The following is a 25,254-nucleotide window of genomic DNA, read 5'->3' on the forward strand; positions in this document are numbered from 1 at the left end:
TCGTGCCAGAGCCGAGCCGGGTTTTAGAATGGTCAACCCTGAACCGCGCAAGAGAAGAGGTCCGATCGCCTCCCGCCTTCTGGCGCTGGACGCGTGGCTCGATTCCTCGCTCTATGAGATCGGGTTCAAGGCGCGCGAGTTCTGGGAGGCCGCGACGATCTTCTCGCGGCGCTTCCGTCTCAAGGGCTGGCGCCGTGGCTTCATCGAACTTTTGAGCGAAGGTTTTACACTCGGCGCCGGCGGTATGGTGGTGATGCTGGCGCTGGCGATACCCGCGTTCCAGGACACCACCGGCGACTGGCGTGCCCAGGGCGACTTCGCGGTCACCTTCCTGGATCGTTACGGAAACGAGATCGGCCAGCGCGGCATCATCCAGCGCGATTCCGTGCCGGTCGACGAGATGCCGGACCACGTCATCAAGGCGGTGCTCGCCACCGAGGATCGACGCTTTTTCGACCACTACGGCATCGACGTGCTCGGCCTTTCCAGGGCTATCTTCGAGAATGTGCGGGCAAACTCGGTCGTCCAGGGCGGCTCCAGCATCACCCAGCAGCTGGCCAAGAACCTGTTCCTGACCAATGAGCGCACCTTCGAGCGCAAGATCAAGGAAGCCTTCCTGTCGCTGTGGCTGGAGGCCAATCTGTCGAAGAAGGAAATCCTGCAGCTCTATCTCGACCGCGCCTATATGGGCGGCGGCACGTTCGGCATCGAGGCGGCGGCGGATTTCTATTTCGGCAAGAGCGTCAAGGACCTGAACCTTGCCGAAGCGGCGATGCTCGCCGGCCTGTTCAAGGCGCCGACCAAATACGCGCCGCACATCAACCTTCCGGCGGCACGCGCGCGCGCCAATGTGGTGCTGTCCAACCTCGTCGATTCCGGCTTCATGACCGAAGGCCAGGTGCTGCAGGCCAGGCTGCATCCGGCCGACGTCGTCGACCGCGGCGAACAGAAGAGTCCCGACTACTACCTCGACTGGGCCTTCGACGAGGTCAAGAAGATCGCCAAGCCCGGCCAGCACTCGCTGGTCGCCCATACCACCTTTGACGCCAACATCCAGAAGGCGGCGGAGGAGTCCGTCGAGTTCCATCTGCGCCAGTTCGGCAAGGAGTACAATGTCACCGAAGGCGCGGTGGTGGTCATCGAGACCAATGGCGCGGTGCGGGCGATCGTTGGCGGCCGCGATTACGGCGCTAGCCAGTTCAACCGTGCCACCAAGGCACTGCGGCAGACCGGGTCGTCTTTCAAGCCCTATGTCTACGCCACGGCGATGGAACACGGTTTCACGCCGAACTCGATCATCTCGGGCGGGCCGATCAGCTGGGGCAACTGGTCACCGCACAATTACAGCGGCGAGTCGGCGGGTAACATCACGCTGATCATGGCGATGGCCAAGTCGATCAACACCGTCCCGGTGCGACTGGCCAAGGACCATCTCGGAATCGCGCCGATCAAGGCATTGGCGGAATCGTTTGGCGTGGAATCGCCGCTAGAAGGGCACAAGACGATGGTGCTCGGCACCTCGGGCATGACCGTGATGGACCAGGCGACGGGTTACAGCGTCTTTGCCCAGAACGGTTTCGTCGGCTCCAGGCACGGCATCACCCAGCTCGTCACCCGCACCGGCGACGTGGTCTATGACTGGACCAAGGACGCGCCGCCGCCGCATCGCGTGCTGTCCGAGCAGGCGCTGAAATCCATGAACACCATGCTGGCGGCCGTGCCGGTGATGGGCACGGCGCGGCGGGCGCAAATTCCCAACATCGTCGTTGCCGGCAAGACCGGCACGACACAATCCTACCGCGATGCCTGGTTCGTCGGCTTCACCGGCAACTACACGGCGGCGGTGTGGCTGGGCAATGACGATTTCACCGCGACCAAGAACATGACCGGCGGTTCGCTGCCGGCGATGGTGTGGCAGCGGCTGATGGTCTATGCGCACCAAAACATCGACCTGAAGCCGATCCCCGGTATCGACAAACCCTTCGTCGACGAGGAGATCGCGGCCAAGGCCGCCGAGGCGCAGAAGAAGAGCGAGGAGCAGGCAGCGGCCGACGCCGCCGCCGAGCGGCCGCCGGTGCTGTCCAGCCGAACCACGCAGACGCTGCGGGACATGAGCCAGTTGTTCCAGATGGCGCCCAAACTCGAAGCCCCCACTCCACCCGAGACGCTTTCGGCCCTATGACACCCGCCCGGTAAGACAAGACCGGCAGGCAAAACCATCACGCCGGCTTGCCACAGGGCCCTGCGCCGCGATATCCCCGAACGGCAATCCTTCGCGCACCCGGCCCTTCATGCTCAAGAATGCCTTTCTGATGCTGATTTCGCTTGCCATAGCCGTTGGCGGAGGCGGTGCCAGCGTCTGGTATGCGCTGAAGATCCAGGACGGCGTCGGCGCGATCAGGATCGGCCAGTGGACCGCCTTCCCCGACATCGGCACACCGGCCGCAGATCCCTATTCCAAGGCGCGCGTGGCGCGCGAGGGCGTGCTGGCGCTCGGCCGCGCCGAAGGCCTGTCCTTCGTGGCGGAAAATGATGCCGCCGGCGACCAGCTCAAGCGGGAATGCACCTACAGGATCGAGGGGGATTTCCAACAGCCCGGTTCTGGACGCTTTATGCCGCCGATCAATCGCTCGGCGTCGTCGAGACCGGAAAATCGCGGCTTGCGGCACTTCAGTCCTACGAGGTGCTGCGCCAACCGGACAATTCCGTGATCATTTCCGTCGGCCATCACCCGATGCCGGGCAACTGGCTCCTGACCGACGGTTCTGGAAGGATGTATTTCGTGCTGACCTTCTATGACACGCCAATCGCCAGCAGCACCGGCCTTTCGGACGTTTCGCTGCCCAGGATCGTCAAGGCAGGCTGCGATGCGTAGTTTGCGTGCCGCACTGCGCGGGCTTCTGCATGCCATCCTCCTCGGCCTCGTCGGCGCCGGCATCGTCCACATTATCGTCCTGCTTTTGGTGCCGGAATTTTCGGAACGTGACGCCTGGTCGCGTCTCTCCATGGCGTCGGATCTCTACAGGATGAACCGGCTCGACGCCGAAGCGGGCGGCGCGCCGGTGGTGAAATCGGTCGACCCGCTGTTCTACGCCACGGCCTGCCGCTTCGACCTCGAGGAAGGAATGGTCCGGATCAAGGCACCGGGGAACGTCCCCTTCTGGTCGGTGTCGGTCTATGACCGCAGCGGTCACAATGTCTATTCCTTCAACGACCATACGGCGACGGAGGGCAAGCTGGATGCAGTCGTGCTGACGCCGGCGCAGATGATCGACGTGCGCAAGGACCTGCCCGAAGACTTGCAGGGAGCGATTTTTGTCGAGGCGCCCATCGACGAAGGCATCTTCGTCATTCGCAGCTTCGTGCCCGACGAGAGCTGGAAGCCGATCGTGTCGCGCTTTCTCGATCAAAGTTCCTGCGAGCTGCAGGATTTCTAGGTCGCCGACCAGAGGTCCAGAGCTGAAAGGCTGACGAACCAGGCCACGGCTTCAAGGTTTAGTGATGCGGCACCGGCGTCCGTGGCGATCCCGGCTTGTCAGGGCCTGCGGGCCGCGCTTCGCTGGTGTTGGGCCGCTCATAGCGGATGCCGGGAAATATGATCACGGCCGCCGGTAGCTCGGTGGTTTGCTTGGCTCGATTGGTCGGTGCCGCACGCGGCACGAAAGACAGTACCATGCCCATGGTTCGCGCATTCCTCTCGGTTTCCCCGGAGCACAACGCAACGCCTCCAAATATCATTAAGGCCGGCAGAGGGTTAACGGACCGCTAACGGATCGCCGCTAACTTGATCTTTGTTCCCAGGTCGGCAAGTACCGACCGAGGGCAATCGCTCGACCGGCACAGTCCCGGCTGAGCATGTGCAAGTTCGTGTATCTGTTGTCAGGCCTATCCTTCGTGTCATCCTCGGATTTCAGGCAAATCGCGATCAGGACGGAATCGGGAAAAGCCGAAAGGTTGTTCCGCGCCGCCGTGTCGGCGTTCTGCTCACTGACGCGCCCGTCGCGCCGCGAGATCGGCCAACTCGAGGACCTGACCCTACCGCTGTTCGACGATGTGTCCGTCGAATCGCGACGCTATGTGGCAGCCGCCCTTTCCGAATGCGAATATGCACCCGCGGCTCTGGTGCGGCGCCTCTGCGAGGAGCCGGTCGATATTGCCGCGCCTTTGCTCATTCGTTCCCGCGCGGTCAGCGATATCGACCTGATCGCGCTGATTGGCCGGCATGGGCTGCCGCATGCGCGCGCAATAGCGCGGCGCAAGGAGCTGAACCCGACCATCGCCGATCTGATCAGGGCGCTTGAAAGACCGACCCTGGTGCGGGTGCGGGACCGGGAAGCAGCCCCGGCGCAAGGCCTTGCCGGGAAGACGCAAGCGATGGCGGACAGCGCCGAAACCCAGCAGACGCCCGGCGTTGCCGCCGAGAACGCGCGGCGCAGGCTGCGCTCCATGATGCACACCGGCGACGAAGCCGTGGCCGCGAAGGTCGATGCGTTCCCAGGTGCGGATACCTATGTCAAACTGCGCGAGACGGCCCTGACGGGAAACGCCGCCTTCTTCCAGACCGCGCTGGCGGACGCCCTCGACATTGATTTCTCGATCGCGCAATCGCTGACCGCCAACCAGAACTATGCGCCGCTGCTTGCGGCGCTGCGTTCGCTCGACTTCAGCGAGGACCGGGCATTCCTGATCACGGTTGCCGTCTATCCCGGCCTGTTCCCGCATCCACAGGCCATCCGCACCTATCTCGACCGCTACCGACTGCTGCATCGCGATGCGGCCCTGGAGACGGTGCGGGGATGGAAAGCCGAAACCCTGTCGAAGGCGGCTCGCAACGTTTCGCCGACGAACGGCGACAGCCGCAAGGCCTCGAACGGCGACGAATCCGAAGCCCCCGGTCTCAGGGCGTCTTCACGGAAATAAGCTCCTCGACGGGAACACTCCCGGCCTCGATCTCGACCACCCAGATGTCGGGATCGAATTTTTTCTCGCGCTCAAGTCTCGCATCCAGTACGGCGGCATCATCGCCGGTGGCGAGAAGGCTGAAAAAACGGTCCTCGGGCTTGGCCGAATCGTAGCTTGTCTGCGGTGCCGGCCCGTAGAGAGCCGTTTCACCCATCCTGCCCCGCGCCAGGATGAACACAGCCCCGGCCTCGGTCGCACCGCGATTGACCACGGCGGCAAATCCGCCAGCGCCAAAAACCCGGCGCAACAGGGCCGACACCCACAGATCAGCGGTTACACGCATGGAAGACTCCCGACGACATGCGGGCTCTCTATCGAAATTTCCCAGGCAGGGCGAGCCGTCGTTTCGGCCGTCAGTTGGTCAGGCCGATCTCGCGCATCTTGACGTAGACGATCTCGTCGGGCTCGCCGGTCTGCGGCAGTCCGAACAGCGACTGGAATTCCTTGATCGCCGCCTTGGTGCGTGCACCGACGACGCCATCCAGTTGCATGTCATCATTGCCGAAGGCCTTCAGCCCGGCCTGGATCTTGACGATGCGGGGATCGGGTCCTTCGGTGGAGGCCGGGGCGGAACTCGCCTGCCCGGAATTCGTCTGCCCAGAATTCGTCTGTAATGACACGGGAACGGCGGCCGACGGCGTGGCGGGACGAGGCTGCGGTTTGGGCACGGCGGCGGTCTTCGGCGTTGCCCCCAGCTGGTCCAGCAGCAGCGCGTCGATCTCGCCCGAGGCGTTCAGCCCGACCTTCTGCTGATAGGCCTGTATGGCCTTGCGCGTGTTGGGGCCGGAAATGCCGTCGACGGTGCCGGAATAGAAATCGAGGTCCTTCAAAATTCCCTGCACCTGCTCGACCACCGGATCGCCCTTGATCGGGGCGGGCGCAGCATTGGGCCGCACGATGTTGATCGTCGTCTCCGGTTCGTCGGCTGCGTGCGGAAAGCCCTGGAAATTGCGTGTGGCGAAAAATGCTCCGGCGTGCGGGAAAGGCTGATACCATAGTGCATTCGCCGAGACGTAGAACAGCGTCACCAGGAATGCGGTCGATCCTCCCACCAGGACGGGATTGCGCGAAATCATGCCGCCGACGGCGATGGCGCCGTCCTGAAAGGCATTGCTGCGGCGTTTGACCGCCTTAGGCTGTTTTGCGGAGCGAGCCATTTCCGTCCCCTTTCGCCCTCGTCACCGGCATCGTCAGCACTCCGGTTTGGTTGGCGGGGCGTCCCTTCGGCCCGCTGACCGGCAGGCTGATGGTCACCGTGGTGCCCTCGCCCGGCATGCTTTCGATCGACATGGTCCCTTCATGCAAGGCGACCAGCCCCTTCACCAGGGAAAGGCCAAGACCCGTCCCCTCGAAACGGCGGGTATAATCGTTCTGGATCTGCATGAAGGGTTTGCCGAGATTGGCGAAATCCTCCTCGGCAATGCCGATGCCGGTGTCCCTGACCCAGAAATGCAGACGTGAGCCGATCCGCTTGGCGCCGACGACGACGTCGCCGCCGTCGGGCGTGAACTTGATAGCGTTGGAAACGAGGTTGATGAGCATCTGCTGTACGGCGCGGCGATCGGCATTGATATCGCCAGCGTCAGGGGCGATCTGCGTCTGCAGGTCGATATTCTTAGCCTGCGCCTGGAGCCGCATCATAGACTGGCACATGTCCACGGCTTCCACGAACCGGAACGGCTCCGGTTCGGTGGCGTAGACGCCCGATTCGATCCTCGATACGTCGAGTATGGATGTCACGACTGCGAGCAAATGCTGGCCCGAATCCCGCACGAGGCCGATATATTCCTTCTGGCGCGGGTCCTTGAAGGGGCCGAACATCTCGTGCAGCAGCATGTCGGAGAAGCCGATGATGGCGTTCAACGGCGTGCGCAGTTCATGGCTCACCACTGCCAGGAACCTACCCTTGGCCACTTCGGCGGCCGCCGCCGTCTCATTGGCTTGCGCCAGTTCTTCGCGCAGCCGCGCTGTCTCGTCATTCTCGCGCAGGACAAGCGTGAAGACGTCGCTTTGTTCCTCGCCGCGCACCAGTTCCAGCGCGAATGGCTGATAGTTGTCGGCCACAAAGCCATTTCCGTTCTGGGTGCCGTTGCCACTCTGGGGCAGCCTGATGCGCAATTCGAGACGACGCGACAGTGCGCCCTCTCGCATGTCGGCCAGGGCGCTGAGATAGGAGACACGGTCCGACAGGTGCACGCGATCGAAAAGGCCAGTTCCGGACAACAGTTCCGGCGGCAATTTCAGAATGGTACGCGCCTTGGCGGATGCATCCACGACTTCGCCGTGGCGAGCGACCCGCAAGACCACCGCGTCGATGATGTCTTCCAATCGGTCACCTGCATCGACCGTATCGGCCGCGCCCGAGGTGCCACGAAAAGCCGATATGCGTGGAGTGAGGGTCAGCGCCCAGGCCAATGGCACCAGCCAGTGCCATGCGGCGATGTGCGCGTCCGCGAATGGAAGGAAGGCGACCGACAGCGACTGAATGGCGATGGCGATGACGGCCGAGGCGCCCCCCCACAATGCCGCACGCCGCGACGCGCCGATCCACCAGGCTTCGAATGCCAGCGCCAGGGCAAGCATGGCGACAGGTGAACTCAACCCGCCTGCGGCACCGATGAGACCGCCAAGGGCAATCGCCGCCATCGCCAGCGCGATCGGTCCCGCGGCGGCCATCTTGCCGGTCGCGGCCACCAGCAGAGCGACGAACCAGCACAGACCGAAGGCGGCGAAAATGGCGGCCATGGTCACGGCGGCCCCCATGCCCGATGTAACCAGCGTGACCGCGGCACCCGCTGCAAAGAACGGCGCGGCCAGCATCACGCCGATGAAACGGCGCTGGCGCTCGCGGTCGCCGCGCCCGAGAACGCTGGGATGAACCATGCGTTCACAACCGGCCGCCATTGCGCCAGGCAATTCAGCGTATCTGGCCTCGATCGGCATCAACTCAACGCACTCGCACTCGTCGGGAACAGCTCTGCTTTTGCAGATTGTCTTGGTTGGCTTTGAAACTCGCATCCAGCGTTTAAGGAATGGATAAGGCAGGGCCGACCAAGGCCAGCCCTGCGGCAAATATCGGGATGACGGCGGCCGAAAACCCGGACAAATGCAGCCATAGTAAACGGAGGGTTATTCGCGAACGCCCGCCATCAGCGGCCCAGCGGCAGGAACGGCATCGCCTTCATTTGCAAAAAACATCAAACAAACAGATAGATAGATGGTTATCGGATGGTAACGAGAATCCTCCCGATATGAAACAAATCGACAGCAAAACGCTTCGTTTCGAATTTGCCTAAAATTTGAGGAAAATTCTCGGCGATCATGCAAGCCGTCCTTCGTGCCTGTGTGCCAACATCCTGCCCATAAAAGAGGTCATGCCATATGATGCATGATCCGGTCACGGCGAGAGGCAAGGCATGTTCTTCCTGATAAGAATGGCTTTCTGGTTTTCACTGGTGCTGCTGGCGTTGCCGCTGGGTGTCGGGTCCGATGAAACGGGCCAGCAAAGCGTCGGGCCGATCCAGGCCCTGTTCGCGGCGCGCGATGCCGTCGGCGACATCGCCGGGATCTGCGAACGCAAGCCCGATGTCTGCGAAACCGGCAAGTCGGCGATGCACACCATCACCGCACGCGCCAAGGAGACCGCCAAGATCGCGGCCGCCATGCTGGACGACAAGTCCGCCGGCCCCGACACCTCGACAATGACGGGCAGCGTGCCGGACGAAATCGTCCTGCCCCAAACGGTCAACCTGCCGATAAAGAATTAAGCCGTCTCGACGGCGCACCGCGGACCGTCTGCCCTCTCGACGCCCGCGGTGTCCTTGTTTTTTCCGTGACGCGGCGCCGCCGCGTGACTATATCCGGGTCATGACGACCACGATCCAGACGATCCGCGACGATTTCTCGTTCCTCGAGGAATGGGAGGACCGCTATCGTTACGTCATCGAGCTTGGCGAAGCGCTGCCTCCCTTTCCCGATGCGGAGCGCAACGCCGCCAACAAGGTGCCGGGTTGCGTCAGCCAGGTCTGGCTGACCACGGAGCGGGGTTCGGGCGCCGATCCCGTCATCACCTTCACGGGCGATTCGGACGCCCATATCGTGCGCGGTCTGGTCGCGATCATGCTCGCGCTGTTTTCCGGAAAGACGGCCAGCGAAATCCAGAAAACCGACGCTGAAGCGACGTTGAAGGCGCTCGGCCTCGACGAGCACCTGTCACCCCAGCGCGCCAACGGCCTTCGCTCAATGGTCAAGCGCATCAAACGCGACGCCGAGATGGCGCTCGCGCAGACTGCCTGACAGGCTTCTTCACACTTTTCTGGAATTGCTCTGTCCCTCAAAATCAAACGGCGCCCGAGGGCGCCGTCCGATTTCAGGTCCAATCTGGCAAGTATCGGCTACCGCGCCTTGCGCTTGCGGCCGAGGCCCATCTTCTTGGCAAGCTGCGAGCGGGCGGCCGCGTAGTTGGGGGCAACCATCGGATAGCTTGGGTCCAGGTTCCACTTTTCGCGATACTGATCGGGCGTCAGATCGTAATGGGTCATCAGGTGCCGCTTGAGAGACTTGAACTTCTTGCCGTCTTCAAGACAGACAATGTAGTCGTCATGAACCGAGCGCTTCGGGTTGACCGCCGGCTTCTGCTTGTCCGCAGGCGGCTGTTCGACGGTACCGCCCACACGCCCGAGAGCGGCGTGGACATCGGATATCAGGTTCGGCAGTTCGCCGACCGGCACGGGATTGTTGCTGACATAGGCAGCCACCACGTCGGCGGTGAGCTCGATCAGCGCATCATTGTTTCTGGAAGGTGTTTCGACAATATCCATGGTCTTCAGGCCCCAACAAGAGTTACGTCGGTCTGCGCCCTTTTTTACAAGCAGGGCATTGCACGAATTTTTTGCAGATAGAGCATCCGCGATTCGTGTCACGGGGACATCAATGCGACCACACGTCAAGTAAGTCAATTCGTTCTTTGCATTATATTTATGAATGTTGATCAACTATTCCGGGATCAGCTTCAATCTTTCGTGCACCATGTAATTTTTCGATATTTCGGTCGCCAAACGGACAAAGGCTGACGTTAGGTCAGCTAATCGTTACATTCGCGATAACTCACAAAACAAGTTTCAATGCTCCGGTTTGCTTGACGAGCACACCGGCAAGCTTGGTTGTTCACACCTGTCCACAAAACCACAGGTTGCCAAACCATTCCGCGATCAAGCAGGCCACTCCGGGGTCAAAACGGCATGATGTATCCGCCATAGGCCCAGCCGGTGACGAAGACGTCGTTCTTGGCTGGGTCATGCCCGACTTCGCACCAGCGATAGCGAACCGCCTGTTGCTGTTTCCGTGCCGCCTGGCCGCCAATATCAAGCAGATCCATGCCGCCGGCGCATCGTCCGGTCATCTGCAGGACGGTCCCGTTCGGGTATGCGGCCTGCTCTGGGAGATGCCCGACGGATGTTTGCGCACATTGAGCGTGTCGCCGAACGGCACATTGGCCACTTGCCAAGCCGCGAATACGGTCGCATGAGACTGGCCGGCAAAGACCAGAGTCAACGAAGCAACGGCGAAGGCCGCAGCAATACGAGACCGAACAGTCATCTTCTCTCCCCCGGCCATCTCATGGCCGACACCACCTCTAGGCAACAGCTCTTGAACCCGTCCTGATCGGCGTGTTCATACATGGTTCAAGATATTTCCAGAGCGAGACGCAATGACCAGGACTTCCCGATTTCCAGCCGTCAACCCGCCTGCCCCCGAAAAAAGGCCGGTTTCGGATACGCATCACGGCATCACGCGAACCGACGAATATGCCTGGCTGCGGGCGGATAACTGGCAGGAGATGTTCAGGGACCCTTCCTTGCTCGATCCCGGGATCCGCGCCGAACTCGAAGCCGAGAATGCCTACCAGTCGGCGCTGATGGCCGACACGTCGGATCTGCAAAAGCAGCTTTTCAAGGAAATGAAGGGCCGCATCAAGGAAGACGATTCTTCCGTTCCCATGAAGGACGGGCCTTATGCCTATGGGTCTTCCTTCAAGCTTGGCGGCGAGCAGCCGCGCTATTTCCGCATGCCGCGCGACGGCGGACCCGAGCAGATCCTGCTCGACGGCGACGCCGAGGCCGAGGGCAAGGCCTATTTCCGGCTTGGCGGCGTCGATCATTCGGCCGATCATCGCAAGCTGCTGTGGGCCTTCGACGACAAGGGGTCCGAATTCTACACGCTGCGTGTGCGCGATCTTGCCGATGGCAGGGAACTCGCGGACCAGATTCCCGCCACCGGCGGTTCGGGCGTGTGGGACGCGGGCAATGACGGGTTCTTCTATACGCGTCTCGATCCAAACCACCGGCCGTCGAAGGTGCTGTTCCACGCCCTGGGCCAAAGCCCTGAAAACGACCGCCTGATCTATGAGGAAACCGACCCTGGCTTTTTCATGAACGTCGATGGGACCCGCAACAATCAATGGATCATGATCGGCATCAACGATCACGAGACTTCGGAATATCGCCTGTTGCGTGCCAGCGATCCGTTTGCCGAGCCGAAGCTGGTGTCGGCGCGCGAGACCGGCCTTCAGTATGAGCTGGAGGAAGGCGGCGACATATTCTTCATCCTGACCAATGCGGACGGTGCCAAGGACTTCAAGATCATGACGGCGCCAGCGAGCGATCCTGTCCGCGCCAACTGGCAGGAACTGGTGCCGCATGAACCGGGCCGGCTGATCCTGTCGGTGATCGGCTTCAAGGACCACATGGTCCGGCTCGAGCGCAAGGAAGGCCTGCCGCGTATCGTCGTGCGTGACCGCGCCAGCGGCGAAGAGCATCTGATCTTCTTCGACGAGGAAGCCTTCTCGCTCGGCCTTTCAGGGTCCCTGGAATACGACACCGAGATGATGCGCTTTTCCTACTCGTCGATGACGACGCCGTCGCAGATGTTCGACTACAACATGCGCACCCGTGAGCGTGTGCTGCTCAAGACCCAGGAGGTGCCGTCCGGCCACGACCCGCATCAATACGTCACGAGGCGGCTGATGGCGCCCGCGGCCGATGGCGAACTGGTGCCGATCTCGCTTCTGCATCACCGCGACACGCCGCTGGACGGCTCCGCGCCTTGCCTGCTCTACGGTTATGGCTCCTACGGCATTGCCGTGCCGGCCGCCTTCAATACCAACTGGTTCTCACTCGTCGACCGCGGCCTGGTCTTTGCCATTGCCCATGTCCGCGGTGGCAAGGACAAGGGTTATGGCTGGTACGATGACGGCAAGCGGGGACAGAAGATGAACACCTTCACCGATTTCATCGCCTGCGCCCGTCACCTCGTTGCCGAGCGCTATACCGCGCATGACCGCATCGTCGCGCAGGGCGGCTCGGCCGGCGGCATGCTGATGGGCGCCATCGCCAACATGGCGCCGGATTGCTTCGGCGGCATCGTGGCCGAGGTTCCGTTCGTCGACGTGCTTACCACCATGCTCGACGCGACGCTGCCGCTGACCCCGCCGGAATGGCCGGAATGGGGCAATCCGATTGCGTCGGCCGACGATTACCGGACGATCGCCGCCTATTCGCCCTACGACAATGTCGCCGCGCTCGACTACCCGCCGATCCTGGCGCTCGCCGGTCTTACCGATCCGCGCGTCACCTATTGGGAGCCGGCCAAATGGGCGGCGCGGCTGCGTGACCGCAAGAGCGGCGACAATCCGGTGCTGTTCAAGATCAACATGGATTCCGGCCATGCCGGCGCGTCCGGCCGGTTTTCACGCCTGGAGGAGATCGCCTATACCTATGCCTTCGCCCTGAAGGTGACGGACAAGGCATAGCTAACGGAGGAACGCCGCGGTGATCGATTTGTCGACATTGATAGCCTATATCGCGGTTGTGTTCGGCTTTGTCTTCATTCCGGGTCCGGCCACATTGTTGACGATCGCGCGCGCGACGAGTTCGGGAACCAGGGTCGGGATCGCCACGGGCGCCGGGATCGCGGCCGGCGATGTGTTTCATACCGTCATGGCGATGGTCGGCATCTCGGCGATCATCGCCACATCGGCGACGCTGTTCAGCATCGTGAAGTATATCGGCGCGGCCTACCTCGGTTACCTCGGCATTCGCGCCATCATCGAGAAAGCGCCGACCGATCCGACCGCCGGCGCGCTTGCAATCTCCGCCGGCAAGGCGTTTCGACAGGCTGTCCTGACCGAGGTGCTCAATCCCAAGACGGCGCTTTTCTTCCTCGCGTTCCTGCCTCAGTTCGTGCGGCCCGAAAACGGATCGGCGATGGTCCAGTTGGCCGTATTGGGGATCATCTTCGTCGTGCTGGGCCTGTTCAGCACGGTTGTGTTTGCGGTGAGCGCGGGGAGGCTCGGCAGTTTCCTGCGCCGAAACCCGACAGTGCTGAAATGGCAGGGCAAGGTTGTCGGCGGCATCTATTGCGCGCTCGGCGTCCGCCTGGCCCTGCAACAGCGCTGAGGTCAGGCAGCCGCGCGTCTGCCGGCAGGCATGACGATCATGACTTTTTGAATTGCGCGCGGCTCATTTCCGCTCGCAATTGCGACGCTCGCGCGTTACCCAAAGCACGACTTTTCCGGGCTACGAAGCCCACACTCGCACAAGGGTCCATTATGCTGCTCGTCGACGTCTATCTCGACAAATCTCCGATCCAGGGCATCGGTGTGTTTGCCAAGCACCACATTGCCAAGGGCACGCTGGTCTGGAAGCTCGACCCCCGGTTCGACCGGATCATCGACGTCGAGACCTATGAGGGCGAGACCGGGCCGGTGAAGAACTATCTCGACCGCTATTCCTACCCCGACCGGCGCGATCCGGCCTACATCGTCTTCGAAGCCGACGACGCCCGCTACATGAACCATGACGACGAGCCGAATTGCGATGTCTCGTCGCCCGAGGAAACCTACGCCTTGCGCGACATCGCGCCCGGCGAGGAGATGACCTGCAACTACAACCATTTCTTCGAAACGGGCTTCGATTTCCTCGGCGATCGACACCTGCAGTCCGAAGACTAGTTCGTGCTTTTCTTGCGCGGCGGATAGCCGTTGGGATGCGGAGGTATCGCCTTGAGATAGGCGGCGATCGCCGCACGGTCGTCCGCCGTCAGCTCGGCCATGTTGCGCTGCACATCGACCATCGCGCCGCCAACGGAATCGAAATCCGGCGTGAACCCGGTTTCGAGGTAGTTGGCAATGTCGGCTTCCGACCAGTTGGCCATGCCACTCCCACCCGAAGTGATGTTCGGCACGACGCCCGAGCCTTCGGCTGCCACGGCACCGGCCAGCCATTCGCCTTTCCTGGTGCCGCCAGCCAAGTCGCGCGGCGTATGGCATTCGCCGCAATGACCTGGCCCTTCGACCAGGTAGCGGCCTGCCGTCACGGGTTCCGGAGTGCCGTCAGGCAGGGGAATGACAGGCTGGTCGCTGAGATAGAGGCGCTTCCACAGGCCAATGCCACGCCGGATGTTGAACGGGAACGCCAGCGAATTGCCCGGCGTCTTGCCGGCGACGGCGGGAAGCGTCTTCAGGAAGGCATAGAGGTCGGCAACGTCGGAAGGCTTCATGCGCGCGTAGGACGCGTAGGGAAACGCCGGATACAAATGATGACCCGAGGGCGATACGCCTTTCAGCATGGCGTTGGCGAGATCCTCGACCGACCATGCACCGATGCCGTCCTTGGGGTCCTGCGAAATATTGGGTGGAACGAAGGTGCCGAACGGCGTCTTGAGTTCAAGGCCACCCACGAGCTGAAGCCGTGCATCGCCCTGCGACCCAGGTTTCGCATGGCAGGAGGTGCAGCCGCCTGCATAAAAAATCCGCTTGCCCCGGGCAGCATCGCCGGGGCCGAGTTGCGCCAGCGCCGCCGCATCAAGCCTGACCGGCGCCGCCAGCAGCCAACCGGCGGCCGCGCCGGCGACGCCCAGAACGAGGGCCGCGCCGACGAGTTTCCTCAGCCAAGCCATGGCTGGTGATCAGCCCTTCTTGACCCTGTAGCCCTGGTGGCACGTGCCGCAATCCGAGCCGATGGTGCCGATCTGTGTCTTCAACGCATCGACATCGCCAGGAGCCGCCGCGATCGCGGCCTTGACGTCGGCGAGATACTTGTCCTCGGCGGCCTTGAAGCCGGCCATGTCTTCCCAGATCTTTGGTGCCGCCGTGGTGTCGCCGGCATCGCTGCCCTTCGGGAACAAGGCCTCTACGTCGAATTTCTCGGCATTTGCCTGCAGCGCCTGCAGTTGCGTCAAAACCGCGGCGGCATCAAAGGGCTCCTCGCCCTTGACCACTTTCGCCAGGCCGCCAACGATCTTTCCGCGTTCCTTCATCAGAGCCTGCCGGTCGAGGATCGGATCGGCAAAGGCCGCCGACGCGGCGAGTGCGAGCATGGAGATGGCGATGACAAGCTTTCTCATTCATTTTGCTCCGTGATGAAGGCATTCAGGACAGGACGTTAACGGACGTGGCGGGAGGAATATTCCCTTCTCCCAGCATGAATTTTGTATGACCTTCGCTTCCTCGGCACCTCGTCACAAAAGAAAAGCCCCGGATGCCGGGGCTTTTCTGGAGGCCTGTCAGGCTTTTTCGTAAAGTTCGAGAACGTGATCCCAGTTGATCAGGCTGTCGACGAAGGCCTCGAGATATTTCGGCCGGGCGTTGCGATAGTCGATGTAGTAGGAGTGCTCCCAGACGTCGACACCGAGGATCGGCGATGCGCCATGAACCAGCGGATTTTCGCCGTTCGGCGTCTTCGAGATCGCCAGCTTGCCGTCCTTGACCGAAACCCAAGCCCAGCCCGAACCGAACTGCGTCGTGCCGGCGGCGATGAAATCAGCCTTGAACTTGTCATAGCCGCCGAGATCGCTGTCGAAAGCCTTCTGCAGCGCGCCAGGGAGCTTGTTGCCGCCGCCGCCCTTCTTCATCCACTTCCAGAAATGGATGTGGTTGTAGTGCTGTGCGGCATTGTTGAAGAGACCGGCATTCTTGCCGAACGACTGCTTGACCACCTCTTCGACGGAAAGATCGCCGAGGCCGGCTTCGGCGGCGAGCTTGTTGCCATTATCGACATAGGCCTTGTGGTGCTTGTCGTGGTGATACTCCAGCGTCTCTTTCGACATATAGGGCTGCAGAGCCTCATAGTCGTAGGGCAGAGCGGGCAATTCGAAAGCCATGGGTAGTACTCCCTCGTGGAAAAATCCGGTGTGGATACCGGAGTAAGATAGGTCGGGATTGAGCTGGAACAACTCCGGAAGTGAAGCGTCGGCTCTCTTTCTAAGCGGGTTCCCGAGAACTGTCACACGCTTTTCCTGCGGCCAACCGCGCAGCGACAAAAAGGTCAAACCGGCATCTCAGCCAACCGAGGCCGAATGCGCCCAATCCCAATAGAGTTCGCGTGCCTTCTTGGCCACCGGGCCGGGTTGTAGGTCGCGGTCCTCGATGCGGGTGATCGGCACCACCTTGGAGTGGTTGCCGGTCGAGAAGATTTCGTCGGCTTCGAGGAAATCCCGCACCGAAAGCGTCTTTTCGGTCGTCCTGAATCCATAGTCGCCGAGCAGCGTCATCGTGCGCGAGCGGGTAATGCCGGACAGGAAGGTTCCGTTGGGCGCCGGCGTCAGCACGTGGCCGTCCTTGACCAGGAAGATGTTCGAGCTTCCGGTCTCCGCGACATTGCCCAGCATGTCGAGCACAAGCGCATTGTCGAAGCCCCGCGCCTTGGCCTCGAGGATGGCGCGGCCGTTGTTGGGATAGAGGCAGCCGGCCTTGGCATTGGTCGGCATGGTTTCGATGGTCGGCCGCCGGAACGGCGACACGCTCACGGAAAAGCCGGTCGGCGAGATCATCGGCGATTCATAGAGACACAGGCAGAAACGGGTCGAGGCGGGATCGGCCGGCACGCCCATGTAGCCGCCATGCTCGGCCCAGTACATCGGCCTGATGTAGACCGCCGTCTTGCCGTCGAATTTCTTCAATCCGTCCCAGGTCAGCCCGACGATCTGCTCCGGTGTCATGTTCGGCGCGAGGCCGAGCGCGACCGCCGAGGCATTGACGCGTGCGGCATGAAGTTCGAGGTCGGGCGCAACGCCCTCGAACCAGCGGGCCCCGTCGAACACGCTGGTGCCGAGCCACATGGCATGGCTGCGCGGCCCCAGAATGGCGACATTGCCTTCGTACCAATCGCCATCGACGAAAGTCCATGTCGCGGATTGCGCCGCTGCCGCCAGTGTCATCGCGTTTTCCCGTTCCGGTCAATCTTGTGTGACAGCCATTGGAAGATGCTTTGACGGGCCTCGTCAACCATCATCAGGGAGTTTTGTTGAGGCCAGCGACGGGGGCGATGCAATCAAGGCTTGCACCTTGTCCCGCCTCGCCTCAAAACTGCTGCCATGCAATACGCCGCCTATGTTTTCGACGCCTATGGCACACTGTTCGACGTGCACGCCGCCGTGCGCCGCCATGCGGACGCGATCGGCCCGGACGGCCAGCTCCTGTCCGAAATCTGGCGCGCCAAGCAGCTCGAATACTCCTGGGTGCGCACGCTGATGGGCGCCTATGCCGACTTCTGGCAGTTGACGGAACAGGCGCTGGACTTCGCCTTGCGCAAGGTCCCTTCGGCCGATCCCAGTCTCAAGGCAAAGTTGCTGGAGGCCTATTGGAGGCTGGACTGTTACCCCGAAGTGCCGGCCGTACTGAAGGCGCTGAAGGCTTCGGGCGCCAGACTGGCGATCCTCTCCAACGGCTCGCCCGAAATGCTGGACGCGGCGGTCAAGTCCGCGGCGCTCGACCAGGTCCTGGACGACGTCTATTCGGTCGATGCGGTGCGTCGCTTCAAGACCGACCCAGCGGTCTACGACATGGTCGCCACCGGCTGGCGCCTCTATCCCGGCGCGGTCTCCTTCCAGTCTTCCAATCGCTGGGACATTGCGGGCGCCACCAAATTCGGTTTCCGCACGGTTTGGATCAACCGCTCCAACCAGCCGGAGGAATACCGGGACTTGCCGCCGGCCCTGATCCTGCCATCGCTAGAGGCTCTCGTATCCGGCGCCTAACGGACCTGTGGCTCCAACGCCACAGTGGCAGCGCAGTCACAGCTTCGCCTTTGTTTGTCCACGTTCGGGCCAGAATCGGAACCGCCTATCGCCTCAGGTGTTGTCAGGCACCCGCGGCGTCGTCGGCGTGTTGACGCTTTGTTGCGATTTGAGTCTTAAAGAAGGCAGCCATGTCCATAACCGAAATCGAATCCTATCGCCTGAGCCGTCGCGGCTTTCTCAACGCCGCAGCCCTGGGCGCCGCCTCGATCGCGGTTTCGGCATGCGCAACCACCGGACCGGGGCCAGCCGAGCCGCCGCCACCAACCTATGTCGAGCCGCCGCTCGCCGACTATGCGTCGATGTACGCGGCGGTCAACGATGGCGGCTTCGATCTGCCGGCCATCCCTGTCGACAGGATCGACCCGCAGTTCCTGCGCCAGATCGTGCCCGACCCGACCGGACAGAAGCCGGGAACCATCGTCGTCGATACGACAGGCCACTTCCTCTATCTGGTTCGCCCGGGCGGCCAGGCCATTCGCTATGGTGTCGGGCTCGGCCGCGCCGGCTTCGAATGGTCGGGCGACGCCGTCGTACAGTGGAAGCAGAAATGGCCGAAATGGACGCCGCCGGATGAGATGATCGCCCGCCAGCCGGAATTGAAGCAGTACAGCGCCGACAATGGCGGCATGCCCGGCGGCTTGAAGAACCCGCTTGGCGCGCGCGCGCTCTATCTCTTCCAGGGCAATGTGGACACGCTCTATCGCCTGCACGGCTCGCCGGAATGGCGTTCGATCGGCAAATCGGTGTCGTCTGGCTGCGTGCGTCTGATGAACCAGGACATCATCGATCTGTATGACCGCGTGCCGTCGAAGAGCCCGGTCATCGTGACCAGCAACGCCAGCCAGCCCATGGTGGCGACGGCGAACCACAAGGCCATCCCGATCGACGCCGGCGTGCCGGATGGATCGGTGCTGCTCGGCCCGGTCAAAGCGGTCACGGACGCGATCTTCTGAGCTCACAGGGCAGCGGCAACGCCGCTGCCCGACCCTACCGCCCCCGCGACAGGCTGCCCAATATTCCGCGCACGATCGCACGTCCGACCGACGAGCCGACCGAGCGCACCACCGACTTGATTGCGGCTTCCGCCACCGTCTGGCGATTGGAGGGGCGCGGCGCCGGCGCCCGCCTGCCGCCGGACTGCGGCGCCGGATCGTCATTGCCGAAGCCTGGAATGGTCCAGCGCGAGCCGCCGGTGTCTGCCTGCTGAGCCTCGGCGTCCTGCGCCTCCTTGGCCTTCTTCTGCAGCATCTCGAACGCCGATTCGCGGTCGATGACCTGGTCATATTGGCCGGTGACCGGGCTTTCCCCAATCAGCTTCTGCCGCTCGGCTGGGGTTATGGGTCCAAGCCGCGACGACGGCGGACGGATCAGCGTGCGCTGGACCATCGACGGAATGCCCTTGGCCTCCAGCGTCGAGACCAGCGCTTCGCCGGTGGCGAGCTGGGTGATGGCGGTGGCGCAGTCGAAATCGGGATTGGGCCGGAAGGTCTCTGCCGCCGTCCTCACCGCCTGCTGCTCGCGCGGCGTGTAGGCGCGCAGCGCGTGTTGCACGCGGTTGCCGAGCTGGGCGAGGACCTTTTCGGGGATATCCAAAGGGTTCTGCGTGACGAAATAGACGCCGACGCCCTTGGAGCGGATCAGGCGGACCACTTGCTCGACCCGGTCGATCAGCACCTTCGGCGCCTCGTCGAACAAGAGGTGCGCCTCGTCGAAGAAGAACACCAGCTTCGGCTTGTCGGGGTCGCCGACTTCGGGCAGTTCCTCGAACAGCTCCGACATCAGCCAGAGAAGGAACGTCGCGTAGAGGCGCGGATTCATCATCAGCTTGTCGGCGGCCAGCACGCTGATGGCGCCGCGGCCGTCGCGGGTCGTGCGCATGATGTCGGCGATGCGCAATGCCGGCTCGCCAAAGAAGTTTGCCGCGCCCTGCTGCTCCAGCACCAGCAGCGTGCGCTGAATGGCCCCCACCGATGGCTTGGTGACGTTGCCGTAACGGGCGCTGATCTCTTCTGCACGCTCGGCAATGTTGGCGAGCAGCGCCTGCAGGTCTTTCATGTCGAGCAGCAGCAGCCCTTCCTCATCGGCGATGCGGAAGGCGATGTTCATGATGCCTTCCTGTGCGTCGGTCAGGTTCATCAGCCGCGACAGCAGCAGCGGTCCCATTTCCGAAATGGTCGCGCGGATAGGGTGGCCCTGCTCGCCGAACAGATCCCAGAAGATGACCGGGAATTCCTGGAAGTCGTAAGGGTCGAGCTTCACCTGTTCCGCCCGCTTGACCAGGAAATCCTGCGCGGTGCCCATCATGGCGATGCCGGAAAGGTCGCCCTTGATGTCGGCGCAGAAGACCGGCACGCCGGCGCTGGAAAATCCCTCCGCCAGGATCTGCAAGCTGACGGTCTTGCCGGTACCGGTGGCGCCGGTCACCAGGCCATGGCGGTTGCCGTATTGCAGCAGCAGATTTTCGGCACGCTGATAGCTGTCGTCGGGCTTGCGGCTGGCGCCGATGAAAATACTGGTGTCGTCAGCCATATGTCGGTCTCCGCAAACTGATGTGCCTAAAGCCGGCCTTTGCCCGAAGGTATAGTGAGGCTGTTGCACAGCGACAATGACAATTGTCCAAAGCGGGGCCGATCATCCAATCAGGCCAATCGTCCAAATCGGACCAATCGCCAGGATCGGATTTTGGAACTTGCGAATTTCGATGGTGTTTGGCAATCGACCATGGTCCGTCCACGCAAGCCGACCTATATCAGGTGGATCGAATATCAGGTGGGTAGGATTCGGGCCTTGCACGCGCATTGCGGTAACCGACCGGGGACCGTAGACTGCGCTGGCCGGGCTGGTGCGGCCACATAGAACGAGGACGATGAATGGGCGCCGGAGCCTTGACCAGGGATGTTGAGCCAACGGATGCGGAGCGTCAGCGATGGCTGGCCTTGGCGGAAAAGGCGTTGGCCGGCGCGCCCTTCGAGGAAAAGCTGATCTCGCGCACCGACGACAACATCCGCGTCGAGCCGCTCTATGACCGCGCGACCGGAGCCGAACCGATCGTGCGCGCCAATCCTCAATCGCCGTGGATCGTCAGCCAGCGCGTCGACGACCCCGATGTCGATCGCGCCAAGAGCCAGGCCCTGGAAGACATTGCACAAGGCGCGACGGGACTGTCGCTCGTCTTCGAAGGTGCCCCGAACGCGTTCGGCTACGGTCTGCCGAGGACGGCGCAGGCATTGGAGACGGTGCTGGAGGGCGTGCCCCTCAACAGGGTCCAGATCCGCATCGATACCCACCCGTGGAGCCGGCCCATGGCCGACTGGCTGGTGGCGTTCCTGAGCAAGCGCCGCTCCGATCCGGCAAAGCTCAACCTTTCCTTCGGCATTGATCCGGCGGCCGTCCTCGCCGGCACAGGCCGACTGCGCATGTCGATCGAGGCGCTGCAGGAATCGATGCCGCAATCGCTGGCGCATTTCTTCTCGATGGGCGTTCCGGGTGTGCTCCTGGAGGCGGACGGTCGCGTCTTTCACAATGCCGGCGCCACGGAAGCGCAGGAACTCGGCATCATGCTGGCCTCGGCGGTCTCGTATCTGAGAATGTTCGAGAAGGCGCGGCAGCCGCTCGTCTATGCCGCGCCTCATATCGGTTTCGCGCTCAGCGTCGACCAGGACCAGTTCCTGTCCATGGCCAAGGTGCGGGCCTTGCGCAGGCTGTGGGCACGGGTGCAGGAGGCCTGCTCGATCCCAAATTCCACGGCCAACATCCATGCCGAGACATCATTTCGCATGATGACGGCATTGGACCCCGAAACCAACATCCTGCGCACGACGATCGGCTGCTTCGCCGCGGCGGCGGGAGGCGCCGATTCGATCTCAATCCTGCCGCATACGATCGCGCACGGCCTGCCGGCGGCTTTTGCCCGCCGCGTCGCGCGCAACGCACAGCTGATCATGGCCAATGAAAGCCATGTCGACCATGTCGCCGATCCTGCCTATGGCTCCGGTGCCGTCGAAGCGCTGACGTCGGATCTTTGCGAAGCAGCGTGGGCGGAATTGCAGGCGATCGAGGCAGAAGGTGGCGTGCTCTCCAGCCTCCGGGACGGACATATCCAGCAACGCGTCCGCACTGCCGCCGCCCAGCGCGGCATTGCCTTCAAGTCAGGCGAGCGGGCCATTGTCGGCGCCACGCTTTATCCGTTGAAAAGCGAGCGTCCGGTCGAGACGCTGGACGCAGAACGGCGACCTGCCTTCACCGAGGGTGTCGTCCTATGCGATCCGCTGTCTCCAGTCCGCATCGATCAATCCATTGGGGCCGCTTCTTGATTCCGGATTTCAGTCAGATCGGCTGGGTGCCACCGCGCCGCGCGCCTGTCGAGGTCAAGGGGCAGCGGACGACGCCGGAAGGCCTCGTCGTCAAGCATCTCTACAATCAGGGCGACCTCAAGGGCTTGCAGCATCTCGACACCTATCCCGGCCTGCCCCCCTTCGTGCGTGGCCCCTACCCGACCATGTATGTCCAGCAGCCCTGGACGATCCGGCAATATGCCGGCTTTTCGACCGCCGAAGAGTCCAACGCCTTTTACCGGCGCAACCTTGCCGCCGGCCAGAAAGGTCTCTCGGTTGCCTTCGATCTCGCCACGCATCGCGGCTATGACTCAGACCATCCGCGTGTCGCCGGCGATGTCGGCATGGCGGGCGTGGCCATCGATTCCATCCTCGACATGCGGCAGTTGTTCGACGGCATTCCGCTCGGCGACATGACCGTGTCGATGACGATGAACGGAGCGGTGCTGCCGATCATGGCGCTCTACATCGTGGCGGCGGAAGAGCAAGGCGTCGCACAGGAGGATTTGGCGGGGACCATTCAGAACGACATTCTGAAGGAGTTCATGGTCCGCAACACCTACATCTATCCGCCGAAGCCCTCAATGCGAATCGTCTCGGACATCTTCTCCTACACCTCGAAGAACATGCCGAAGTTCAACTCGATATCGATCTCCGGCTACCATATGCAAGAGGCCGGCGCGACCGCCGACCTGGAGCTCGCCTATACGATCGCCGACGGTATCGAATATGCCCGCGCCGGCGTCGCAGCAGGGCTCGACATCGACCGTTTCGCGCCGCGTCTGTCCTTCTTCTGGGCGATCGGCATGAACTTCTTCATGGAAGTGGCCAAGCTCAGGGCCGCTCGCCTGTTGTGGGCGACGCTGATGAAAAAGAATTTCGCGCCGAAAGACGAGCGATCGCTGTCGCTGCGTACTCATTGCCAGACTTCCGGCTGGTCGCTGACCGCGCAGGATCCTTACAACAACATCATCCGCACCATGATCGAGGCGATGGCGGCGACCCAAGGGCATACCCAGTCGCTGCACACCAACTCCTTCGACGAAGCAATGGCGCTGCCCACCGACCATTCGGCGCGCATCGCCCGCAACACGCAACTTGTCCTGCAGAAGGAATCCGGCACCACGCGCATCATCGATCCGTGGGGCGGTTCGGCCTATCTGGAGCGATTGACACACGATCTGGCGGCGCGTGCGCTTGCCCATATCGAGGAGGTCGAGGCTCTCGGCGGCATGGCGGCGGCGATCGAAAAGGGCATACCTAAGCTGCGCATCGAGGAAGCCGCGGCCCGCACGCAGGCGCGTATCGATTCCGGCGAGCAGATGCTGGTCGGCGTCAATGCGCATCGCCCGGAGAACGACATCGAGGTCGACGTGCTGAAGATCGACAATGCCGAGGTCAGGGCCCGTCAACTCTCGAAGCTGCAACGGCTGAAAGGTACACGCGACGTCGCCGCCGTCGAAAGCGCGCTCGATGCGCTCACACGTGCCGCACAAGGCGAGGACAATCTTCTTGAATTCGCCATCCGCGCCGCGCGCGCCAACGCCACTGTCGGCGAAATCTCGTTCGCCTTGGAACGAGCCTATGGCCGCCATGTGGCCACGGTGCAGACCATTTCCGGCGTCTACCGCAAGGCGCTCGGCGACAGTCCGGTGGTCGACCGGCTGCGGGACAAGCTTGATGCCTTCGAAAAGAAAACCGGCGGCAAGCCGCGCATTCTCGTGGCCAAGATGGGACAGGACGGCCACGACCGTGGACAGAAGGTGATTGCCACGGCCTTCGCCGATCTCGGCTTCGACGTCACCGTCGGCGCCATGTTCCAGACGCCCGAAGAGATCGCAAAACTGGCCGTCGGGCACGATGTCCACGTCATCGGCGCCTCATCGCTGGCAGCAGGCCACCTGACGCTGATCCCCGAGTTGCGCGACGCGCTGAAGAAGCTCGGCCGAGGCGACATGTTGCTCGTGGCTGGCGGCGTTATCCCGCCGCAGGACTATGATGCAGTGCTGAAGGCTGGAGCAGCGGAAATCTTCCCGCCAGGCACGGTCATTCCGGAAGCGGCCGAGAGGCTGCTGGATCGGCTGCTGGCGCGATGAGCGAAACATTGTAGCGCCGGATGGGTTGTGCCACAGTGGCGAACGCAACCAAGGGTAACGGCCCGTGAAGACTATTGTCCGCAAGCTCGACGACGGATCAGGTGTCGTGATCTTGCCGCAGGAAATGCTGGACAACCTGAACATGCGAGTAGCGATCAATTCCAGATCATCGAAACCGATGACGGCGTCATTCTAAGACCGGTAAAAAGTGACGACGTCGAACGGCAGATGCGCGCTGCTCGTGATGTCATGGACCAGTATGAGGCCGCATTGCAAAAGATGGCCAAGTAGGCGGGCCTTGCGTCAACTCTCCGAGAGCTTGACGATCTCCCACTCCTTGCCGTTGACGCTGGCGACGTCGCCGACCTTCTTGCCGAACAGCGCGACCGCCATCGGCGAGACATGCGAGATGCTGCCCTTGGCCGGATCGGCTTCGTCCTCGCCGACGATCTTCCAGTGCACCTTCTTGCCGTCATCACTTTCCAGCGTGACACCCATGCCGAAGCGGACGACATCGCTGCCGGGCTCCGGCACGGAAAGCTCGGCGCTCTCGCGCCGCGCGGTCCAGTAGCGCAGGTCGCGCGACACGACCGCGATGCGCTCGCGGTCGGCTTTCCGCTCCGCCTTCGCCATGATATCGCGCAAATCGGCCAGATTGTCCTCGATCTGCGCCAGGCCGTGCTCGGTCACCAGGTTGCGGTGCGTGCTGATCGGCCGCTCGCCAACGCCGGCGATGGCGTTTTCGCTGTCTTCTTCGCGGGTAAAAGCTCTGCTCATTCCCTGAA

24 protein-coding genes and 1 pseudogene are annotated in these 25,254 nt (G+C 62.5%); 14 read left to right on the forward strand and 11 right to left on the reverse strand.

Translation table 11 applies throughout. From position 1 onward, the window contains the following. The first annotated feature begins 28 nt into the window (after nucleotides 1-28). The 4 genes and pseudogenes from EJ077_RS20685 (at nucleotide 29) to EJ077_RS20700 (ending at nucleotide 4,920) form a co-directional block, all read left to right on the forward strand. Nucleotides 29-2,182: a transglycosylase domain-containing protein gene (locus EJ077_RS20685; protein ID WP_208695857.1), complete on the forward strand. Its 2,154-nt coding sequence runs from the start codon at nucleotides 29-31 to the stop codon at nucleotides 2,180-2,182. A 109-nt stretch (nucleotides 2,183-2,291) separates the two neighbouring features. Next, nucleotides 2,292-2,875 (forward strand): annotated as a pseudogene (locus EJ077_RS20690) (DUF1214 domain-containing protein). Continuing rightward, complete coding sequence (locus EJ077_RS20695) at nucleotides 2,868-3,437, forward strand: DUF1254 domain-containing protein (protein WP_208695859.1); 570 nt, start codon at nucleotides 2,868-2,870, stop codon at nucleotides 3,435-3,437. Before EJ077_RS20690 ends, EJ077_RS20695 begins: the two are co-directional and overlap by 8 nt. A gap of 457 nt (nucleotides 3,438-3,894) precedes the next feature. Next, on the forward strand, nucleotides 3,895-4,920 hold the full coding sequence (locus tag EJ077_RS20700; protein ID WP_208703068.1) for a hypothetical protein: 1,026 nt from the start codon (nucleotides 3,895-3,897) through the stop codon (nucleotides 4,918-4,920). On the opposite strand, the gene EJ077_RS20705 is transcribed toward EJ077_RS20700, so the two are convergent. From EJ077_RS20705 to EJ077_RS20715, 3 genes are all read right to left on the reverse strand, one after another. After that, entirely contained in the window at nucleotides 4,898-5,245 is a 348-nt protein-coding gene (locus EJ077_RS20705) for a DUF1491 family protein (protein WP_127871331.1), read from the reverse strand. The two genes, EJ077_RS20700 and EJ077_RS20705, sit on opposite strands and share 23 nt — an antisense overlap. A gap of 70 nt (nucleotides 5,246-5,315) precedes the next feature. Then, entirely contained in the window at nucleotides 5,316-6,119 is an 804-nt protein-coding gene (locus tag EJ077_RS20710) for a peptidoglycan-binding protein (protein WP_208695860.1), read from the reverse strand. Then, on the reverse strand, nucleotides 6,094-7,845 hold the full coding sequence (locus EJ077_RS20715) for a sensor histidine kinase (protein ID WP_208695861.1): 1,752 nt from the start codon (nucleotides 7,843-7,845) through the stop codon (nucleotides 6,094-6,096). The genes EJ077_RS20710 and EJ077_RS20715 overlap by 26 nt, the downstream gene beginning before the upstream one ends. Nucleotides 7,846-7,994: 149 nt before the next feature. Between EJ077_RS20715 and EJ077_RS20720 the strand changes: the two genes are divergently transcribed. The 3 genes from EJ077_RS20720 to EJ077_RS20730 all read left to right on the forward strand — a co-directional run bounded on the left by EJ077_RS20720 (nucleotide 7,995) and on the right by EJ077_RS20730 (nucleotide 9,258). Beyond that, on the forward strand, nucleotides 7,995-8,258 hold the full coding sequence (locus EJ077_RS20720) for a hypothetical protein (RefSeq protein ID WP_208695862.1): 264 nt from the start codon (nucleotides 7,995-7,997) through the stop codon (nucleotides 8,256-8,258). Between the two features lie 120 nt (nucleotides 8,259-8,378). Continuing rightward, nucleotides 8,379-8,729 carry a DUF5330 domain-containing protein gene (locus tag EJ077_RS20725; protein ID WP_208695863.1) on the forward strand — a complete coding sequence of 117 codons (351 nt, stop codon included), beginning with the start codon at nucleotides 8,379-8,381 and terminating at the stop codon, nucleotides 8,727-8,729. 100 nt (nucleotides 8,730-8,829) lie between these two features. Further along, complete coding sequence (locus tag EJ077_RS20730; protein WP_127277819.1) at nucleotides 8,830-9,258, forward strand: SufE family protein; 429 nt, start codon at nucleotides 8,830-8,832, stop codon at nucleotides 9,256-9,258. A 98-nt stretch (nucleotides 9,259-9,356) separates the two neighbouring features. Here the strand turns inward: EJ077_RS20730 and EJ077_RS20735 are convergent, their stop codons facing one another. Both EJ077_RS20735 and EJ077_RS32830 read right to left on the reverse strand, forming a co-directional pair. Then, nucleotides 9,357-9,782 carry a MucR family transcriptional regulator gene (locus EJ077_RS20735; RefSeq protein WP_027143963.1) on the reverse strand — a complete coding sequence of 142 codons (426 nt, stop codon included), beginning with the start codon at nucleotides 9,780-9,782 and terminating at the stop codon, nucleotides 9,357-9,359. Nucleotides 9,783-10,192: 410 nt separating this feature from the next. Then, the gene (locus EJ077_RS32830; protein WP_367142398.1) at nucleotides 10,193-10,363 is read right to left on the reverse strand and encodes a hypothetical protein; all 171 of its coding nucleotides are present in this window, start codon (nucleotides 10,361-10,363) and stop codon (nucleotides 10,193-10,195) included. Nucleotides 10,364-10,672: 309 nt separating this feature from the next. Here EJ077_RS32830 and EJ077_RS20745 point away from each other — a divergent pair, with 309 nt between their 5' ends. The 3 genes from EJ077_RS20745 (at nucleotide 10,673) to EJ077_RS20755 (ending at nucleotide 13,972) form a co-directional block, all read left to right on the forward strand. Continuing rightward, on the forward strand, nucleotides 10,673-12,772 hold the full coding sequence (locus EJ077_RS20745) for a S9 family peptidase (protein WP_208695864.1): 2,100 nt from the start codon (nucleotides 10,673-10,675) through the stop codon (nucleotides 12,770-12,772). A gap of 19 nt (nucleotides 12,773-12,791) precedes the next feature. After that, complete coding sequence (locus EJ077_RS20750) at nucleotides 12,792-13,418, forward strand: LysE family translocator (protein WP_208695865.1); 627 nt, start codon at nucleotides 12,792-12,794, stop codon at nucleotides 13,416-13,418. A gap of 152 nt (nucleotides 13,419-13,570) precedes the next feature. Continuing rightward, entirely contained in the window at nucleotides 13,571-13,972 is a 402-nt protein-coding gene (locus tag EJ077_RS20755) for an SET domain-containing protein (protein ID WP_127277815.1), read from the forward strand. Here the strand turns inward: EJ077_RS20755 and EJ077_RS20760 are convergent. The 4 genes from EJ077_RS20760 to EJ077_RS20775 form a co-directional block, all read right to left on the reverse strand. After that, nucleotides 13,969-14,919, reverse strand: coding sequence for a c-type cytochrome (locus EJ077_RS20760; protein ID WP_208695867.1), 951 nt, complete (start codon nucleotides 14,917-14,919; stop codon nucleotides 13,969-13,971). The two genes, EJ077_RS20755 and EJ077_RS20760, sit on opposite strands and share 4 nt — an antisense overlap. A gap of 9 nt (nucleotides 14,920-14,928) precedes the next feature. After that, entirely contained in the window at nucleotides 14,929-15,366 is a 438-nt protein-coding gene (locus tag EJ077_RS20765; RefSeq protein WP_208695868.1) for a c-type cytochrome, read from the reverse strand. A 159-nt stretch (nucleotides 15,367-15,525) separates the two neighbouring features. Continuing rightward, nucleotides 15,526-16,122, reverse strand: a complete 597-nt coding sequence (locus tag EJ077_RS20770; RefSeq protein ID WP_056563640.1) for a superoxide dismutase — start codon at nucleotides 16,120-16,122, stop codon at nucleotides 15,526-15,528. 177 nt (nucleotides 16,123-16,299) lie between these two features. Continuing rightward, a complete protein-coding gene (locus EJ077_RS20775; protein WP_208695870.1) occupies nucleotides 16,300-17,178 on the reverse strand; it encodes a branched-chain amino acid aminotransferase in 879 nt (292 codons plus the stop codon). A 156-nt stretch (nucleotides 17,179-17,334) separates the two neighbouring features. Here EJ077_RS20775 and EJ077_RS20780 point away from each other — a divergent pair, with 156 nt between their 5' ends. Together EJ077_RS20780 and EJ077_RS20785 are read left to right on the forward strand one after the other, a co-directional pair. Beyond that, nucleotides 17,335-17,997, forward strand: a complete 663-nt coding sequence (locus EJ077_RS20780; RefSeq protein WP_208695871.1) for a haloacid dehalogenase type II — start codon at nucleotides 17,335-17,337, stop codon at nucleotides 17,995-17,997. 170 nt (nucleotides 17,998-18,167) lie between these two features. Next, nucleotides 18,168-18,992 carry a L,D-transpeptidase gene (locus tag EJ077_RS20785; protein WP_135883408.1) on the forward strand — a complete coding sequence of 275 codons (825 nt, stop codon included), beginning with the start codon at nucleotides 18,168-18,170 and terminating at the stop codon, nucleotides 18,990-18,992. Nucleotides 18,993-19,026: 34 nt separating this feature from the next. On the opposite strand, the gene EJ077_RS20790 is transcribed toward EJ077_RS20785, so the two are convergent. Beyond that, complete coding sequence (locus EJ077_RS20790) at nucleotides 19,027-20,568, reverse strand: helicase HerA-like C-terminal domain-containing protein (RefSeq protein WP_208695872.1); 1,542 nt, start codon at nucleotides 20,566-20,568, stop codon at nucleotides 19,027-19,029. A 341-nt stretch (nucleotides 20,569-20,909) separates the two neighbouring features. On the opposite strand from EJ077_RS20790, the gene EJ077_RS20795 reads away from it, so the two are divergent. Both EJ077_RS20795 and scpA read left to right on the forward strand, forming a co-directional pair. Continuing rightward, nucleotides 20,910-22,352, forward strand: coding sequence for a methylmalonyl-CoA mutase subunit beta (locus tag EJ077_RS20795; RefSeq protein ID WP_208695873.1), 1,443 nt, complete (start codon nucleotides 20,910-20,912; stop codon nucleotides 22,350-22,352). After that, on the forward strand, nucleotides 22,349-24,469 hold the full coding sequence (gene scpA, locus EJ077_RS20800) for a methylmalonyl-CoA mutase (protein WP_208695874.1): 2,121 nt from the start codon (nucleotides 22,349-22,351) through the stop codon (nucleotides 24,467-24,469). The genes EJ077_RS20795 and scpA overlap by 4 nt, the downstream gene beginning before the upstream one ends. Nucleotides 24,470-24,772: 303 nt before the next feature. On the opposite strand, the gene greA is transcribed toward scpA, so the two are convergent. After that, the gene (gene greA, locus EJ077_RS20805) at nucleotides 24,773-25,246 is read right to left on the reverse strand and encodes a transcription elongation factor GreA (RefSeq protein WP_208695875.1); all 474 of its coding nucleotides are present in this window, start codon (nucleotides 25,244-25,246) and stop codon (nucleotides 24,773-24,775) included. Nucleotides 25,247-25,254 lie beyond the last annotated feature (8 nt).

The sequence above is a fragment of the Mesorhizobium sp. M8A.F.Ca.ET.057.01.1.1 genome (assembly GCF_003952565.1).
In the GTDB taxonomy this organism is placed as follows: Bacteria; Pseudomonadota; Alphaproteobacteria; order Rhizobiales; family Rhizobiaceae; genus Mesorhizobium.